Origin of the sequence: Psychrobacillus sp. FSL K6-2836 (assembly GCF_038003085.1) — a bacterium.
Lineage (GTDB): Bacteria > Bacillota > Bacilli > Bacillales_A > Planococcaceae > Psychrobacillus.
On sequence record NZ_JBBOOM010000001.1, the window covers coordinates 222,694 to 237,919 of the forward strand.

Below are 15,226 nucleotides of genomic sequence, written 5' to 3' on the forward strand. Positions count from 1 at the left end.
TTACTATCTCTTCATTTTCACTAGTATTAAAGAAACTCTACTTCCCTCGTTAAAAATAGCATTCCTAATTCAACAGCAATTTCAGAAAACTTTTCTTATTACATTTACTGAAACAATTCTATTATCATAGCGATGAGCTATGTTAAAGCCTATCTTGAGTACTACACACAATATTTATTGTAGTGAAAGGTGGCGACTCTAGCAGGATGAGTGAGACAGATGTAACATCACAGGCGGACGCGCAAGCGTAGGTGATGGTTCATCGCTCACCCTGCGGAGGCCAACAGGATGTTGGTCACGAAGGCGTTGCGATCGCGACGTGGCGCACTTAGCCATTATACTCCACCTGAAACGGAAATCAGTAGTATTCAACATTCTCTCAAGTCTCGCAAACCCAGTATTCACGGGATATTTTATATCCTTTATTACTTCACTGGAATTATACTAGTTTTACAAAAAGCCGAACATAAGTCTAGGAATTTTCCACGCTTCTATAATCTAGCAATTTCTTCTTACTTCTATAATTTACGATAAATATGCTAATACCAACCATAACTAAGCCGATTAAGAGCAAATAAGTAATTGGTTCATCTAGGAATACTGCTCCTAAGATGACCGCAATAATTGGCACCATAAAAGTGAAAGATCCTACCTTACTAGCTTCACCTTCCTTAATAAGCTTGTAATATACAATTTGTGCAAGAGGAATCCCTAAAATTGAACCATAAATTAATGCCCCGACATATTTAATATTCCAAACGATATCGGAAAAGTCCTCGAAAAAACCACCGAATATTATCAAAACGAATCCACCTATCATACATTGCATGGAAACCATCCAGAATGCATTAACCATATGACTTACTCTCTTGACATATATAACACCTAATGCCCAGAAAAGTGCAGTAAGTAGCCCCAGGATTACACCAATTACTGAGACATGAAAAGTTAACCCATCCAGGCTAACAATGACAATTCCGATAAACCCAATAAACAATCCAATAATCTTAGCAGGAGTCATAAATTCCCCTAACCAAATCCATGCAAAGAGACCTAGCAACACTGGTTGAAAGTAAACAAGGATGGAAAATAATCCGCCAGGTAAATAATTTAACCCAACTGTTTGAATTCCAAAAAATAAAGTTGTGTTTAATAATGCGGAAATACAATAAAAGCGCCAATTTTCTCGCCATTTTATTTTTTCTCTATTGTTAAATAAAATTATTGCTAACAAAAGCCCACCAATTGTTGCTCTCATTCCAGCAAATAATATAGGTGGTGTATATGGTAATGCTAGTTTATATATCGGCCAACTTGCTCCCCAAACAAAAATTAAAAACAAGAGAAGCATCGTTGACTTTTTTAAAACGTTATTCAAACCTATTACTTCCTTTCAGTTAATACTTCAAGTCTATAAAATACTCTCATCACTATACACCTTTACAAGCAAACCATCTATTAAAATAGTTTTCTTCTAAATATCATCTTGTGACAATTTATCAAAACAAAAAAACACGAAAATCTTTTCATTGATTTTCATGCTTTTTGAAACTTACATACTGAAAGGTCTTTCTTTTCAGACTGTATAATCTTATTTAACTTTGTTAAAGAATTCTACAAAGTTATTTACGACCTGATCTAAGAAATCACTTGTCGCTTGATCTGTGATTTCATTTTGTTCATTTATCTTTGTATGAATGGCACCAATATATACTTCGTTGCCTGGAAGTAATTTTGGTTGGAGCGTTGGATTAGAAATAATTTCTCTTAAATGCATTTGCGCACGAACGCTACCTAAAACGCCCATAGAAGAGCCTACGATAAATGTTGGTTTGTCTTTTAGATCATGTCCACTGCGTGACATCCAATCAATCGCATTTTTCAATGCACCTGGAATAGAGAAGTTATATTCTGGAACTGCAAAAAGCACTGCTGATGCATTACGAACTTTCATTTTAAAATCCATTGCTCCTTTAGGAGGGTTATCTTCTATATCAGCACTGAACATTTCTACATCATTAATAGAAACGATTTGTATGTCCAACTGTTCCGTATAACGTTTTTTCATATATTCTACTAATTTTAAGTTGTAAGAGCCTTTTCTATTACTTCCTATGATTGCTGCTACTTTAATGGCCATCTGCACATCTCCTATTTCTTTGTTATTTTATAAATTATCTAATATTACTCACAATTGTTAGTATATCACCATAGTTTAAAATTATGCTGAGAGTATGCTCATTCATTTGATATCAAAAATGGGATCGCTAATAGTTTAGCGATCCCACTTCATTAGTAATATTTGTTAACTCACGATTGCATTGGCAATTACTAACATGATTAATGCTGTAAACCAAGCTAAAGTAGTTGGAACCGACCATACTAAAATTTGCTCTTTCAATTTAGTAATACCGAGCATACGGTTAACTACCCAGAACATAGAATCGTTAAAGTAAGAAAATAACATTGCACCTAAAGCAGCTGCTTGTGCAGCAAGTGCTAAGTTGACATCTAAATTTGCTAGAATTGGTGCGGAAATTGAAGCTGCTGTAATCATTGCAACTGTACCACTACCTTGTATCAAACGTACAATCGAGGCAATGAAAAATGGCACTAATATTGCAGGTAAAGGTAATCCTGCAATGATTTCCGCTAGATAATCACCAGTACCACTTTCACGTAATACTGTACCTAAAGCACCACCGGCACCAGTAACAAGTAAGATAATACCTGCTGTTGTCATTCCTTCTTCCATTCTTTCCAACGCTTCTTCACGCTTCATATGATTCGCTAAGCCGTAAATTGCTGCCACTAACCCTAAAGCCAAGGCAATAATCGGTTGCCCTAAGAACAACACATAGTCCCATGCTCCACCAGTGATCTCTAAAGCAGTTAAAGTTGTGTTTAGGAATATTAAAATGATCGGCAATAATATCGGTAGAAAAGATTTAAATAATGAAGGAAGTTCTTTTTCACGATCACGCGTTGCTGCTAAGAAATCATTATATACCATTTCAGATGAATCTTTACGAACAAAACCTTCTCCATCTTCTTCTGGTAATTGATAGATTTTTTTACCAAGCCACTTGGCATACAACACTCCTACAATAATGATAGGAACCGCAAAAATAAGACCCCAAAAAATCATTTGTCCAATGTCTACTCCAAAAATACCGGCAACCCCTAATGGTCCTGGTGTTGGCGGAACTGCATGGTGAGTTGCCACCAAGCCAATAGCAAGTGCAACTCCAAGAGTTACAACGGATTTTCCAGTTTTACGTGATAAAGATTTAACTAAAGGATTTAAAATAACAAAGGCCGAATCTACAAAAATTGGAATCGAAACGATATAACCGGCAATAGCCATTGCCCATTCTTCTTTTTTCTTTCCAACTAAACGTATTAATGAATAAGCAAGTTTTTCTGCTGCACCAGTAACTTCTAAAATACGACCCATCATTACTCCTAAACCTACTACTATCCCTATGGAGGCAAGCGTATTACCAAAACCAGATGTAATCGAATTTACAACATTTAGTGGCTCCATCCCACCAATTAATCCAGTAATGGATGCCGCAATGATTAAAGCTAAAAATGCATGAATTTTTGTTTTTAACACGAGTAAAATAAGAACTGTAATACCAATTGCTAGGCCTATTAACATTTGCATCTCTAAAGTCATTCTCATGTAACCCCTTTCAATCTTCTATTTATAAGAGAAGGAAAGTATAATACTTTCCTTCTGTTAAATTACTTACAATGATTCACGAGTAAATTTTGGTGCATATTCAGCAGCAAGTTTGATACATTCGTACATACTTACTTCTGAAGCAATGTTTTTCCAAGCAATATCAAATGCTGTACCATGGTCAACAGATGTACGTAGGAAAGGAAGACCATTTGTAATAGAAATCGTACGGTGGAAATCCGTCATCTTCGCAGCGATATGACCTTGATCGTGGTATAGAGAAAGAACCGCATCATATTTACCATTAAGTGCTTGGAAGAAAACTGAATCCGCGGGAACAGGACCATAAGCATCGATTCCATCTGCTTTTGCAAGCTCAACACCTGGTTTAATTTCTTCTACTTCTTCCATACCGAATAGTCCACCCTCACCTGCATGTGGGTTTAATCCTGCAACTGCAAGCTTACGATTTTCAACACCAAGACGTTGCAGAGCTTTATCGCATCTATTTAAATAATCACGAACTCTTTCTTTTGTCATTTGTGTGATTGCTTCTGCTACTGACACATGACGAGTTAAGAAGAAAATACGCATCCCATTTACTTGGAACATTGTTAGTGGATCAGGTGCACCACCTAAATCTTCCAGCATTTCTGTATGACCGATATAAGGAACTTTTGCTGCTTTTAATGATTCTTTATTGATCGGTGTAGTTGCAATTGCTTTAACTTCCCCAGCCATCGCAAGCTCTACTGAACGTTTGATAAATTCAAATGCTGCTTGTCCATTTTGTGCCGAAACTTGACCAGGCTCGAAAATATTCATATCGATATTAGCTAGATCAATAACATCGATAGTACCAAATTCATAAGAACCTTCAGAAGGTGACGTAACTACACTAACTTTTAAATTTACTCCAGTTACTTCGATTGCTTTACGAAGTATATTCGCATCCCCTACTACTAGCGGTTTACACATAGTGTAAAGTTCTTCTTTTGCTAAGGATTTCACTGTAATTTCAGGACCAATACCGGCCGCATCTCCCATAGGAATCGCGATAATTTCTCTTACTGTAGTCATTTCCTAAACACTTCCTTCTTCTTTTTTGTTTGTTAAGAATCTTACACATTTATAGATAGAGTATTTATCCCCTACCATGCCACCTTTAGTGATTACAGGAATGCCATCGAAAGCTCCTCCTATAAAATGACCATACGCAGCTAAAGGAAGTACTTCATCCTGCAAACCGATAGCCTGCGCATCACTGACAGAACATAAAGCAGCTGTAACATCTCCACCACTTGAAAACATTCCATCAATTATATGTTCTGTTTGGTCAATAACACTATGAGTAACCCTAGCCAAACCTTCCGTTAAGCGTTTGGCAAGCCTTTCTTCCGTTACCCCTTCTTTAGTGGCTATATCTGTTAAATTTAATTTACCCGCACCTGGTGCATAAGTAGTAATGATTAAAACTTCTTGATCCTCTAATTTAATAATCGCTTCCTTCACAGCACGTTCTATTTCCTCTTCCCACGTACTAGTAGTTGAAGCCAACGCCTCCGTATTGACATAAACAGGATGAGCATTTTTCTTGTCAATTAGATAATTTAACTGTCTTCCAGTTAATGGTGTTATGCTACCTACTGTCACGATGAATTTATTCGTCAAAACATGCTGATTGGCCATCAAACGACTATAAGATGCGGATAATGGACCTGGATCCACTGGTACAAAAACGACACCCTCGATTGCAGCCATCGATTCTGCTATATGATCGATTTCCTCATTGGTCACGGCATCCACGACAATAATCCGATTTCCAGCCTCTATTTGTTTCATCATTTCTAACTGAATACTATTTTTCCCTTTTAAGACTCTTCCTAGTCCTATGTGGGAAACTGGATACTGACTTTGTTCACTCATAATAGTTGGCACATGGGATATTGTAATCGGATTCATAGGATCCTTTGCAACATCGGTAGCTTCCACAGGTACACCATCTACCAATAGGTATCCACCAGATACGATACGCCCTGAATCTGGATAAGACGTAACGACCACTGCCACACTATTTTCTCCTAGGGCATCTAATAATATGTCTGTTTCTACCCCTAGGTTTCCACGTACAGTACTATCGATACGCTTGCAAAACACACTTGCCCCCCATGTTGAAAGCTGCTCGTACGCTTTTAAAACTCTTGTTTGTGCCGAACTGGGCGCACAGTATCTGCTATCTGTATCTATACTAATAGAGGTAAATCCACCAATTGTTGGAACCTTTCCTTCAAATACTACCGTTGCACTGTTAAAACCGTTTTTAGAAAGTAGCACTCCTGTCGCATTAGCTCCAGTTAAATCGTCTGCAATAATTCCAACTTTCATTTTGTCACACCCTTTATAAAGGTAGTCATTTCACAGTATATTTCTTCCACTTCTTTTGGAAGGGATTGATCCGTTATTATTGCCGTCACAGAGTCAATATTTGCTATTTTCGCAAACGCTTTCTTTCCAAACTTCTGTGAGTCAACAACTAAATAAACTATTTCACTACTATTAATCATCTCTCTCTTAATCGATGCTTTTTCCAAAGTGGCAGAAGTAATTCCTAGTGTAGAATGAACCGCATGAGCACCCAAAAACAATATATCTACATGAATTTCTTTTAACATTTTTTCTGCATATGCTCCAAAAACTGCTCCAACACCATTTTGTATTTTTCCGCCTAGCATTATAACTTCCACTTTACTATCCATTAATTCTGCAGCGATTTTGATATCATTTGTAACAATCGTAAGATCTACTTTCTGTTTTAAACGTTTAGCAATTTCAAAATTTGTTGTCCCAGAATCGAGGAATACTTTCATGCCATCTTTAACTAATCTAGTTGCTACCTCAGCAATTTCCATCTTTTGTGGGTGAGCTTCTGAAATTTTTTGTAGATAACTTTGTTCGGCAATAATAGCTTCGGGAATTGCAGCTCCCCCATGAGTTCTTATAAGTTTCTTTTGCTTTTCTAATTCATCTAAATCTCGACGAATTGTCATAGCAGAAACCTCAAGTAAATTCACTAAATCTAAAATTTCTACTTTACCTTTTGCGGAAAGCTCTTCTATGATGCGTTTCTTTCTTAATACCGGAGTCATACAATTCTCCTTTTTATAAAAAAAGTTTACTATGAACATATTATGTTCGTTATTATCGTTTAAGTCAATATATTTTGTTCATTTTAAATATTTTATGTTTGAAATGAACATTTTCTTTTGATTAGTTGTTATATAATTTTGAATTATCTATGAAAATCCTGGCAATTTAGCGATGTAGTGTGTTAAAATATAGTAATCTTTTCAATTAGAAAAATGGAGGTACCGTCCCTATTATGCAATTAACAGATACGAAATCTATTCAAGTCGAAAATGTACTTATTGCACATCAGTTTTTAAAAGATGTCGTCTACCATACTCCCTTACAAAAAAATGAATATTTATCTGAAAAATATGGAGCATCTATTTATTTCAAACGGGAGGACTTACAATATGTCCGCTCGTTTAAATTACGTGGAGCATACTATAAGATCAAAACAATCGAGGAAGATGCAAAGTTAAAAGGAGTTGTCTGTGCTAGTGCAGGTAACCACGCACAAGGAGTGGCATACGCATGTGCACAACTAGGAATCATTGCAAAAATTTTTATGCCATTAACCACTCCTTCCCAAAAGATTGATCAAGTGAGAATGTTTGGACGTGAATTTGTTGAAATCATTCTAGCCGGGGATACTTTTGATGATTCAGCGGAAAGTGCGACTGCTTACGCAGAGGCAGAGGATCGAATTTTCATTCATCCATTTGATGATCCTGAAATCATTGCGGGTCAAGCTACTGTTGCGGTCGAAATTATGAATGACATCGAAGAGCCTATAGATTATTTGTTTGGTAGCATTGGGGGTGGCGGGTTAATATCTGGACTTTCTACTTATGTTAAGAATGTCTCTCCTTTTACCAAAGTGATTGGTGTAGAGCCAGCTGGAGCCGCTAGTATGAAAGCCGCTTTTAATAACGATGGACCTATTATATTAGATTCGATAGATAAATTTGTTGATGGTGCAGCAGTAAAATGTGTTGGAAATCTATCCTATGAGCTAAGTAAAAAATACGTGGATGATCTTGTCCCTGTACCTGAAGGAAAAGTTTGCACGACTATTTTAGATTTATACAACAAACATGCAATTATAGCAGAACCAGCTGGAGCCCTATCTGTTGCGGCATTAGACTTTTACAGTGAAGAGATCAAGGGTAAATCTGTCGTTTGTGTTATTAGCGGAGGTAACAATGACATTGGTCGTATGCAGGAGATCAAAGAAAAGTCTTTAATATATGAAGGTTTACTATATTATTTCATCGTAAAGTTCCCTCAAAGAGCTGGGGCATTACGACAATTTCTTGATAAAGTTCTTGGACCAGATGATGATATTACCACATTTGAATATACAAAGAAAAACAATAAAGAAAGTGGTCCAGCGCTTGTTGGCATTGAATTGAAAAACAGAAATGACTATTCTGGCATTCTTTCTCGTATGAATGAGAATGGATTTTCCTTTAAGGAAGTAAATAAGGATAGCACTCTGTTTGATTTACTCATTTAACGAAAACCTATGTAACATCAGCGTTTATAACGTTTGATGTTACATTTTTTATTGTCTTAAACTAAAGTTTTATAAATCTCCAAACCTCAAATCTAGCAATATTTTCATCTGTTTGATATAATGATTCTTGTATTATAAATATTCTAATCTAGGGGGAAATTGAATGTCAGAAAATCAAAACAACAACAAATTGACAACTGCAGCGGGCGCGCCAGTAGTAGATAATCAAAACTCGCAATCAGCTGGATCACGAGGACCGCTATTATTACAAGATGTGTGGTTATTAGAAAAACTAGCTCATTTTGATAGAGAAGTAATTCCAGAGCGTCGTATGCATGCAAAAGGATCAGGTGCTTATGGTAAATTTACTGTAACTCATGATATTACACAATATACTTCAGCAGCTCTATTCTCTGAAATCGGTAAAGAAACAGAAATGTTCGTTCGTTTCTCAACTGTAGCTGGGGAGCGTGGAGCTGCAGATGCAGAACGTGATATCCGCGGATTTTCTATGCGTTTCTACACTGAGCAAGGTAACTGGGATTTAGTTGGTAACAACACTCCTGTATTTTTCTTCCGTGATCCACTTAATTTCCCAGATTTAAACCATGCGGTTAAACGTGACCCACGTACTAATATGCGTAGTGCTAATAATAACTGGGATTTCTGGACTTCATTGCCAGAGGCTCTTCACCAAGTTACTATCGTAATGAGTGACAGAGGTCTTCCAAAATCTTACCGTACAATGCACGGGTTCGGTAGTCATACATTCAGTATGATCAATGCAAATAACGAACGCGTTTGGGTTAAATTCCATATGCGCTCTCAACAAGGTATTGACAACTTAACTGACCAAGAAGCAGTTGAAGTAGTTGGTGTTGACCGCGAAAGTCATCAACGTGATCTTTACGATAACATCGAAGAAGGTAACTTCCCTAAATGGAAAATGTACATTCAAGTGATGACAGAAGAGCAAGCTAATAACATGCCTTACAATCCATTTGACTTAACGAAAGTTTGGTATAAAAAGGACTTCCCTCTAATTGAAGTTGGAGAATGGGAACTAAACCGTAATCCTGAAAATTATTTTGCAGAAGTAGAGCAAGCTGCTTTCACACCAGCTAACGTTGTACCTGGTATCAGCTTCTCTCCAGATAAAATGCTTCAAGGTCGTTTATTCTCATATGGAGATGCTCAACGTTATCGTTTAGGTGTAAACCATCACCAAATTCCAGTTAACACACCAAAATGCCCTGTTCACTCTTTCCATAGAGATGGAGCGATGCGTGTTGACGGTAACAAAGGAAGTACACTTCACTATGAGCCAAACAGCTACGGTCAATGGAAAACACAACCTGAATACAAAGAACCACGCTTAGCACTTCAAGGAGATGCTGGTATTTGGGATTTCCGCGAAGATGACGATAATTATTATGAGCAACCTGGTAAACTATTCAGATTGATGAGCTCAGAACAACAAGAAGTTCTAATTGATAACACAGCACGTAACATGTATGGTGTAGAAGAATTTATTAAAATTCGTCACATCGTTCATTGCTATAAAGCAGATCCTGCTTATGGAAAAGGCCTTGCGGATGCAATGGAAATTCCATGGGGTAATGTCGAAGCTGCAATGGCTTAAAAATTATTAAACCACCTTCCATGTGGTGCACCCCAAAAGTTAGAGTTAAGTATCTAACTTTTGGGGTGTTTATTTATGGCTAAATATAGTGATGAATTTAAGATTATCGCTAAAATATATTTACCTTTAATAGGAATACTATTAATATCCTTTTCTATTTTATTTAATGGTAAAAAGCTTTCTATTCTCCAGCGATATTAGCAGGCTTTTGGTTAGTAGCAGTTAGATGAGTTGTCCTTATTCATGAGTTTAACTTTATTAAAAACTTCTATCAAAAGTAATCTTGAAATTTTTCTCACTTATTTTGCTCACTCATAACTTTTTTAATTTTTTCTTCAAATAAATTTTTATCTAGTAACTGACTCTCAAGATCCTCATCTTTAATTTCTACCTCTTTTAAAAATTCATCCTCAATAGACATCTTCTTAATCTTATTATCACCAATTATAGTATAGATATTAGTTTCCTCGCCTAGTATCCAGTAAGTATTGGTCCCCTCATATCGATCCTCAACTGCTTTTTTAAGTACTAAAATATATTTTTCATCTTCATTAAACAATTTATTTGAATTAAAACTATATTCTTTATTCCCTTGCTGTAAAATCTGAATATTTGTTTGGTGTGGATCACCCGAAAAGGTATTGATAATATTCGCTTCAAATAATGTCTTCGGTGAAGGTTCACTAATGTCATCTATATTTTTGCCAATTACTACTTCTGCTACTAAATCTGCCTTGTTTACAGATTCTTCAAAACTAAAAGTTTCTAATCGAGTGTATATTACTCTTTCAACAGTTTCATAATTTTCTACTACTGAATCTTTTGCAACTTGTTTGCTTTCACTTCCACTAACTACTACGATAATAACAATTCCCAGTACAATAGTTAAACCTAAGGTAATACCAATAATATTTTTCACAAAATTATCACCCATCTACTAAATTATTTATAGTTATTATTTTACAGTAAATGTAACATTTAATAAATTGAATATTCTTTCGTTTTTTATCCTTTAATAAGTTTTCAATTTTATAATTCATAGTTAATTATCATGAAAATATTACAACTTTCCAAAGGATGGACAAGTAGAAAAAAAAAGCGACCAACTCAATTACGAGAAGGTCACTATAATTTTATTTAGATTCGTCTATTAGATATGTTGTCCAACCGTATTTTGACTTAATTTTTGCTTCTGCTTCTTGTGCAGCTTCCTTTGTCGTAAATATACCAGTGTACATACGGTAATTTGGATCAAATGAAGTAGAATCAGCCGCCTCGTATATTACCCATCCAAAATCGGCTTTAATCTTATCAATAGCATTTGCAAAAGCTCGAGCGTTTGGAAATGTGCCTGTTTTAATACGGAATATACCTTTTGTATTACCTACCACTTCTTCTATTTCCTCCTTTATTTCTTTAAATGAAACCCCAAAGTATTCGCAAATACCTTGAACATGCTCTCTAGCAACTTCCTTTTGAAAGTCGGTATCTAACATAAGTCTTGCTTCACGAGGATTGTCCATAAACCCATTTTCAGAAAGGATTGCAGGCATTTTTGTTTCTCTTAATACATGTAAGTTCTGCTCTTTGATTCCTCTCCATTTTTGAGTGGTACCTTGTTTTAAAAATTCAGCCACACATTCAGCAAGTTTTTTACTTTTTGTTGATCCGTGATAAACAAAAATTGAATGTCCTTCTACAGAGCCCCATACATTTCCCATGGCATCGAAGTGTATCGAAACATATGCATCTGCAGCTTTAGAGTTTGCTAGGTTAGTTCTAGCAAGCAAAGAAGTGTCTGCATCTGTCGGTGCAACTAGCAAAGTCTTAAAACCAATATGTTTAAGATGTTCATCCATGTATTTTACTACTGCCCTATTGAACTCATTTTCCTTGATTGCTCGTCCCAATTCTGTAACAAGAGGAGTTCTTTTCCCTGCGGTTTCCATTCCGTGTCCATCATCTAATGCTATTAAAAGATTCGATGCTATTGCCATAATCTCACCTCATTTCTATTTTGGATTCATAATTTAATGCTTGTTCACTATCAGATAATCCTTTAGTTGTAGAAACTGTACAACTCCACCAACAAGCAAAACTAACAAACATGCATCTACTTAGTTATTATATTCAGGCAAATCTACTAGACCTGAGTTATTAACTATTAACTCGAAAAAATTGGATATGTATGTAAACGTACTTTCACCTCTTTCCTATAATCAATTACTTGCTTACATGAAATGTAACTTTGCTCTTCTCCCCCTTAATTGCGCTAGATGGAGATTATAAGAAAAAATATTAATACAAAAATAAAAGAGCAGCATAATTGCTACTCTTTTACCTACTTAGGAAGATAATAATGTTCTGTCACTAGTAAACTTTTGTCCTCTAATTCGTTGGAATTCTTCCATTAGCTTTTCAATTGTTAAGGACTGCTTCTCTTCTTCCCCAACTTCCAAAATTATTTGACCTTTATCCATCATGATCAAACGATTACCTAAGTCTAATGCCTGTTGCATATTATGAGTTACCATTAGAGTGGTAAGATTATCTTTTTTGACAAGCTTTTCAGTCAAATTTGTTATTAATTCCGCTCGGGATGGATCAAGTGCAGCAGTATGCTCATCTAGTAATAATATGGAAGGCTGTGTAAAAGTAGCCATTAACAATGATAATGCCTGTCTTTCTCCTCCCGAAAGTAATCCAACTTTAGCGTTTAATCGATTTTCCAGATTTAGATGTAGTCTTTCCAGTGAGTGAAGGAAAAATTCTTTTCTTTGTTTATCTACACCAATTTTCAGACCTCTTTTTTTGTTTCTTGAGTAAGCAATTGCCAGGTTTTCTTCGATTGTCATAGTAGGCGCAGTACCTGACATTGGATCTTGAAACACTCTTCCAATAAACTGAGATCGTCTAAATTCTGGGAGCTTTGTTACATCATTTCCATCAATTATAATTTGTCCAAAGTCTGGTGATAATGCTCCGGATACCATATTTAACATCGTAGATTTACCAGCGCCATTACTCCCGATAACGGTGACAAAGTCCCCAATATTTAAATTTAAATTAATACGATCTAATGCAATTTTCTCATCTGCAGTACTTTCATTGAAAATTTTGTTGATATTATTTAATTTAAGCAAGGTTTTCACTCTCCTTACTTTTTAGTATAGTATCGGACTCGCGTAGCGCATGACGTTTAGCTTTTCTACTTTTTTCACGACGTTTTTCGAAATATTGAGGTAAAATTAGCGCTACAATTACAATAATTGCAGTAATTAGCTTCATATCTCCTGGATCCAAAAATTCTACTCGAAGTGCTAAAGCTAGTACGATACGATAAATAATGGCACCTATAATTACAGCAAGAGTCGTTCTTACAATTGTTTTCGTACCGAAAATCGCTTCTCCAATAATAACAGATGCAAGTCCGATTACAATCATCCCTATGCCCATTCCGATATCCGAAAACTTTGCATATTGTGCTATCAACGCTCCGGAAAACGCAACTAAAGCATTAGAAAGACCTAGCCCTAATATGATAAGCGTATCTGTATTTACAGAAAAGCTTCGAATCATTTTTTTGTTATCGCCAGTAGCACGAATCGCTAAACCAACTTCCGTTTTCAAGAACCTATCAAAAATAAACTTAATAATAACGATTAAAATAGCAACAATTATTACTGTTCCCCAAGTCTTAGGAACGTGTTGAATACCCATGGAAGTTAATAACCCATTTATCGTTTCATCAATACCTAAACTTCCCCACCATCCGAAGAATTGGCTAAATAGGGTTTCTTCATTCATCAAAGGGATATTCGGTCGTCCTACCGAGTTCTCAACAGTAAATCCCATTATCCGTAAGTTAATGGAATACAAAGCAATCATCATTAAAATACCAGAAAGCAAGGGATTAATCTTCCCTTTTGTGTGTAACAGACCGGTCATACAACCTGCAAGAAATCCTGCGAGTATAGCAACAAGAGTCGCAAGCGCAGGGTGATAGCCCAACACGATCATCATTGCTGCAGTACCCGCTCCAGTTACAAAGCTACCATCTACCGTTAGATCAGGAAAATCTAACACCCGGAATGTCAAATACACGCCAAGTGCCATAATTGCATATATAAATCCTTGTTCGACCGAACCAAAGATTGCTGAAAACATAATACATCAAACTCCTATCTATTCCGCAAATTCAGACTCCCACTCATCTTTCACTTCAATCCCAAGTGCATCCACAGTATCTTTGTTCAAAACAAATTTTAAGTTTTGTGGATATTGAACTGGTAATTCTGCAGGTGTACTTTCACCTTTTAAGATTTTAACAGCCATTTCCCCTGCTTCGTAGCCGATATCATAAAATTCAAAGCCGTAAGCCCCTAAGCCACCACGTTTTACTGAATCAAACTCTGCTACCATCATTGGAAGCTTTTGTTCGTTCGCAACATCTACCACAGATTCCAGTGCTGAAACTACCGTGTTATCCGTTATGATATATAATGAATCTACTTTTCCGATTAATGATTCAGTTGCTTGCTTAACTTCGGCAGATGTAGAAACAGAAGCTTCTACTACATTTAGTCCAACTTCAGCCATTTGTTCTTTTACTGCGTCTACTTGTGAACGTGAATTTTGCTCTCCTGCATTAAATACAATCCCAACATTTTTTGCTCCTAACTCATTTTTCAAAAATGCAAGGGTACTAGGAATTGCATCAGGATGAGTGTCAACTGTCCCAGTTACATTTCCACCTGGGCTTTCCATAGAATCTACAATTTCAGCATCAACGGCATTTGTTACAGAAGTAAAGACAATCGGAATATCTTCCGTTAGTGCCGCTACAGCCTGTGCACTAGGAGTCGAATTGGCAAATATTAAATCTACCCCTGAGCTTACTAGATCATTTGCGATGGTAGTATTCTGACTATTATCATTTTGAGCATTTTTAACTTCATATTCGACCTCAAGTCCTGCATCCTCAATTGCTTTTTGGAATCCTTCATAAGCTGCATTCAATGATGGATGTTCCACAATTTGCGTTACACCTATCTTAAAAGTTTTTGTATCCTCTGACTCTGTAGTATTTGTTGAAGCAGATTCATCTCCACCACATGCAGCTAATATTAAAACAGCAGCTGATAAAACCATACCCATTTTTTTCTTTGTTTTTTTCATCTTTAATAACCCCCATTTTACATTTAATGCATCAGCGATTCAACTCGCTAAAGCATCAAGTTAAAGCAATATTACA

Annotated in this window: 14 protein-coding genes; 3 read left to right on the forward strand and 11 right to left on the reverse strand. The window is 36.1% G+C overall.

Annotated features, from left to right (window positions below):
- Window positions 1-472 precede the first annotated feature (472 nt).
- From MKY37_RS01155 to MKY37_RS01180, 6 genes are all read right to left on the reverse strand, one after another.
- Window positions 473-1,351: a DMT family transporter gene (locus MKY37_RS01155; protein ID WP_340779815.1), complete on the reverse strand. Its 879-nt coding sequence runs from the start codon at window positions 1,349-1,351 to the stop codon at window positions 473-475.
- A 240-nt stretch (window positions 1,352-1,591) separates the two neighbouring features.
- Window positions 1,592-2,140, reverse strand: a complete 549-nt coding sequence (locus MKY37_RS01160) for an NADPH-dependent FMN reductase (protein ID WP_340772914.1) — start codon at window positions 2,138-2,140, stop codon at window positions 1,592-1,594.
- 165 nt (window positions 2,141-2,305) lie between these two features.
- Entirely contained in the window at window positions 2,306-3,682 is a 1,377-nt protein-coding gene (locus MKY37_RS01165) for a GntP family permease (protein ID WP_340772917.1), read from the reverse strand.
- Between the two features lie 72 nt (window positions 3,683-3,754).
- Window positions 3,755-4,768, reverse strand: a complete 1,014-nt coding sequence (pdxA, locus tag MKY37_RS01170; RefSeq protein ID WP_340772919.1) for a 4-hydroxythreonine-4-phosphate dehydrogenase PdxA — start codon at window positions 4,766-4,768, stop codon at window positions 3,755-3,757.
- Between the two features lie 3 nt (window positions 4,769-4,771).
- Window positions 4,772-6,073, reverse strand: a complete 1,302-nt coding sequence (locus MKY37_RS01175; RefSeq protein ID WP_340772921.1) for a four-carbon acid sugar kinase family protein — start codon at window positions 6,071-6,073, stop codon at window positions 4,772-4,774.
- Window positions 6,070-6,834 (reverse strand): DeoR/GlpR family DNA-binding transcription regulator, encoded by a 765-nt coding sequence (locus tag MKY37_RS01180; protein ID WP_340772923.1) that lies wholly within the window; start codon window positions 6,832-6,834, stop codon window positions 6,070-6,072. Before MKY37_RS01180 ends, MKY37_RS01175 begins: the two co-directional genes overlap by 4 nt.
- A 233-nt stretch (window positions 6,835-7,067) precedes the next feature.
- On the opposite strand from MKY37_RS01180, the gene ilvA reads away from it, so the two are divergent.
- From ilvA to MKY37_RS01195, 3 genes are all read left to right on the forward strand, one after another.
- Window positions 7,068-8,330 (forward strand): threonine ammonia-lyase IlvA, encoded by a 1,263-nt coding sequence (ilvA, locus tag MKY37_RS01185; RefSeq protein ID WP_340772924.1) that lies wholly within the window; start codon window positions 7,068-7,070, stop codon window positions 8,328-8,330.
- A gap of 163 nt (window positions 8,331-8,493) precedes the next feature.
- Window positions 8,494-9,972, forward strand: coding sequence for a catalase (locus tag MKY37_RS01190; protein WP_340772926.1), 1,479 nt, complete (start codon window positions 8,494-8,496; stop codon window positions 9,970-9,972).
- Between the two features lie 75 nt (window positions 9,973-10,047).
- The gene (locus MKY37_RS01195; RefSeq protein ID WP_340772928.1) at window positions 10,048-10,173 is read left to right on the forward strand and encodes a hypothetical protein; all 126 of its coding nucleotides are present in this window, start codon (window positions 10,048-10,050) and stop codon (window positions 10,171-10,173) included.
- Window positions 10,174-10,267: 94 nt separating this feature from the next.
- On the opposite strand, the gene MKY37_RS01200 is transcribed toward MKY37_RS01195, so the two are convergent.
- The 5 genes from MKY37_RS01200 to MKY37_RS01220 form a co-directional block, all read right to left on the reverse strand.
- Window positions 10,268-10,891 carry a hypothetical protein gene (locus tag MKY37_RS01200; RefSeq protein WP_340772929.1) on the reverse strand — a complete coding sequence of 208 codons (624 nt, stop codon included), beginning with the start codon at window positions 10,889-10,891 and terminating at the stop codon, window positions 10,268-10,270.
- Window positions 10,892-11,105: 214 nt separating this feature from the next.
- Window positions 11,106-11,969, reverse strand: coding sequence for an N-acetylmuramoyl-L-alanine amidase family protein (locus MKY37_RS01205; RefSeq protein ID WP_340772931.1), 864 nt, complete (start codon window positions 11,967-11,969; stop codon window positions 11,106-11,108).
- Between the two features lie 348 nt (window positions 11,970-12,317).
- Complete coding sequence (locus MKY37_RS01210; RefSeq protein WP_340772934.1) at window positions 12,318-13,115, reverse strand: ABC transporter ATP-binding protein; 798 nt, start codon at window positions 13,113-13,115, stop codon at window positions 12,318-12,320.
- Entirely contained in the window at window positions 13,108-14,139 is a 1,032-nt protein-coding gene (locus MKY37_RS01215) for an ABC transporter permease (RefSeq protein ID WP_340772937.1), read from the reverse strand. The genes MKY37_RS01210 and MKY37_RS01215 overlap by 8 nt, the downstream gene beginning before the upstream one ends.
- 18 nt (window positions 14,140-14,157) lie before the next feature.
- Window positions 14,158-15,150 carry an ABC transporter substrate-binding protein gene (locus tag MKY37_RS01220; RefSeq protein WP_340772939.1) on the reverse strand — a complete coding sequence of 331 codons (993 nt, stop codon included), beginning with the start codon at window positions 15,148-15,150 and terminating at the stop codon, window positions 14,158-14,160.
- Window positions 15,151-15,226: the final 76 nt, after the last annotated feature.

Excerpts from the sequence above, each read along its gene's own strand:
- MKY37_RS01155 (WP_340779815.1), bottom strand. The coding sequence starts at position 1,351 with ATGCTTCTCTTGTTTTTAATTTTTGTTTGGGGAGCAAGTTGGCCGATA.
- MKY37_RS01160 (WP_340772914.1), bottom strand. The coding sequence starts at position 2,140 with ATGGCCATTAAAGTAGCAGCAATCATAGGAAGTAATAGAAAAGGCTCT.
- MKY37_RS01165 (WP_340772917.1), bottom strand. The coding sequence starts at position 3,682 with ATGACTTTAGAGATGCAAATGTTAATAGGCCTAGCAATTGGTATTACA.
- pdxA (WP_340772919.1), bottom strand. The coding sequence starts at position 4,768 with ATGACTACAGTAAGAGAAATTATCGCGATTCCTATGGGAGATGCGGCC.
- MKY37_RS01175 (WP_340772921.1), bottom strand. The coding sequence starts at position 6,073 with ATGAAAGTTGGAATTATTGCAGACGATTTAACTGGAGCTAATGCGACA.
- MKY37_RS01180 (WP_340772923.1), bottom strand. The coding sequence starts at position 6,834 with ATGACTCCGGTATTAAGAAAGAAACGCATCATAGAAGAGCTTTCCGCA.
- ilvA (WP_340772924.1), top strand. The coding sequence starts at position 7,068 with ATGCAATTAACAGATACGAAATCTATTCAAGTCGAAAATGTACTTATT.
- MKY37_RS01190 (WP_340772926.1), top strand. The coding sequence starts at position 8,494 with ATGTCAGAAAATCAAAACAACAACAAATTGACAACTGCAGCGGGCGCG.
- MKY37_RS01195 (WP_340772928.1), top strand. The coding sequence starts at position 10,048 with ATGGCTAAATATAGTGATGAATTTAAGATTATCGCTAAAATATATTTA.
- MKY37_RS01205 (WP_340772931.1), bottom strand. The coding sequence starts at position 11,969 with ATGGCAATAGCATCGAATCTTTTAATAGCATTAGATGATGGACACGGA.
- MKY37_RS01215 (WP_340772937.1), bottom strand. The coding sequence starts at position 14,139 with ATGTTTTCAGCAATCTTTGGTTCGGTCGAACAAGGATTTATATATGCA.
- MKY37_RS01220 (WP_340772939.1), bottom strand. The coding sequence starts at position 15,150 with ATGAAAAAAACAAAGAAAAAAATGGGTATGGTTTTATCAGCTGCTGTT.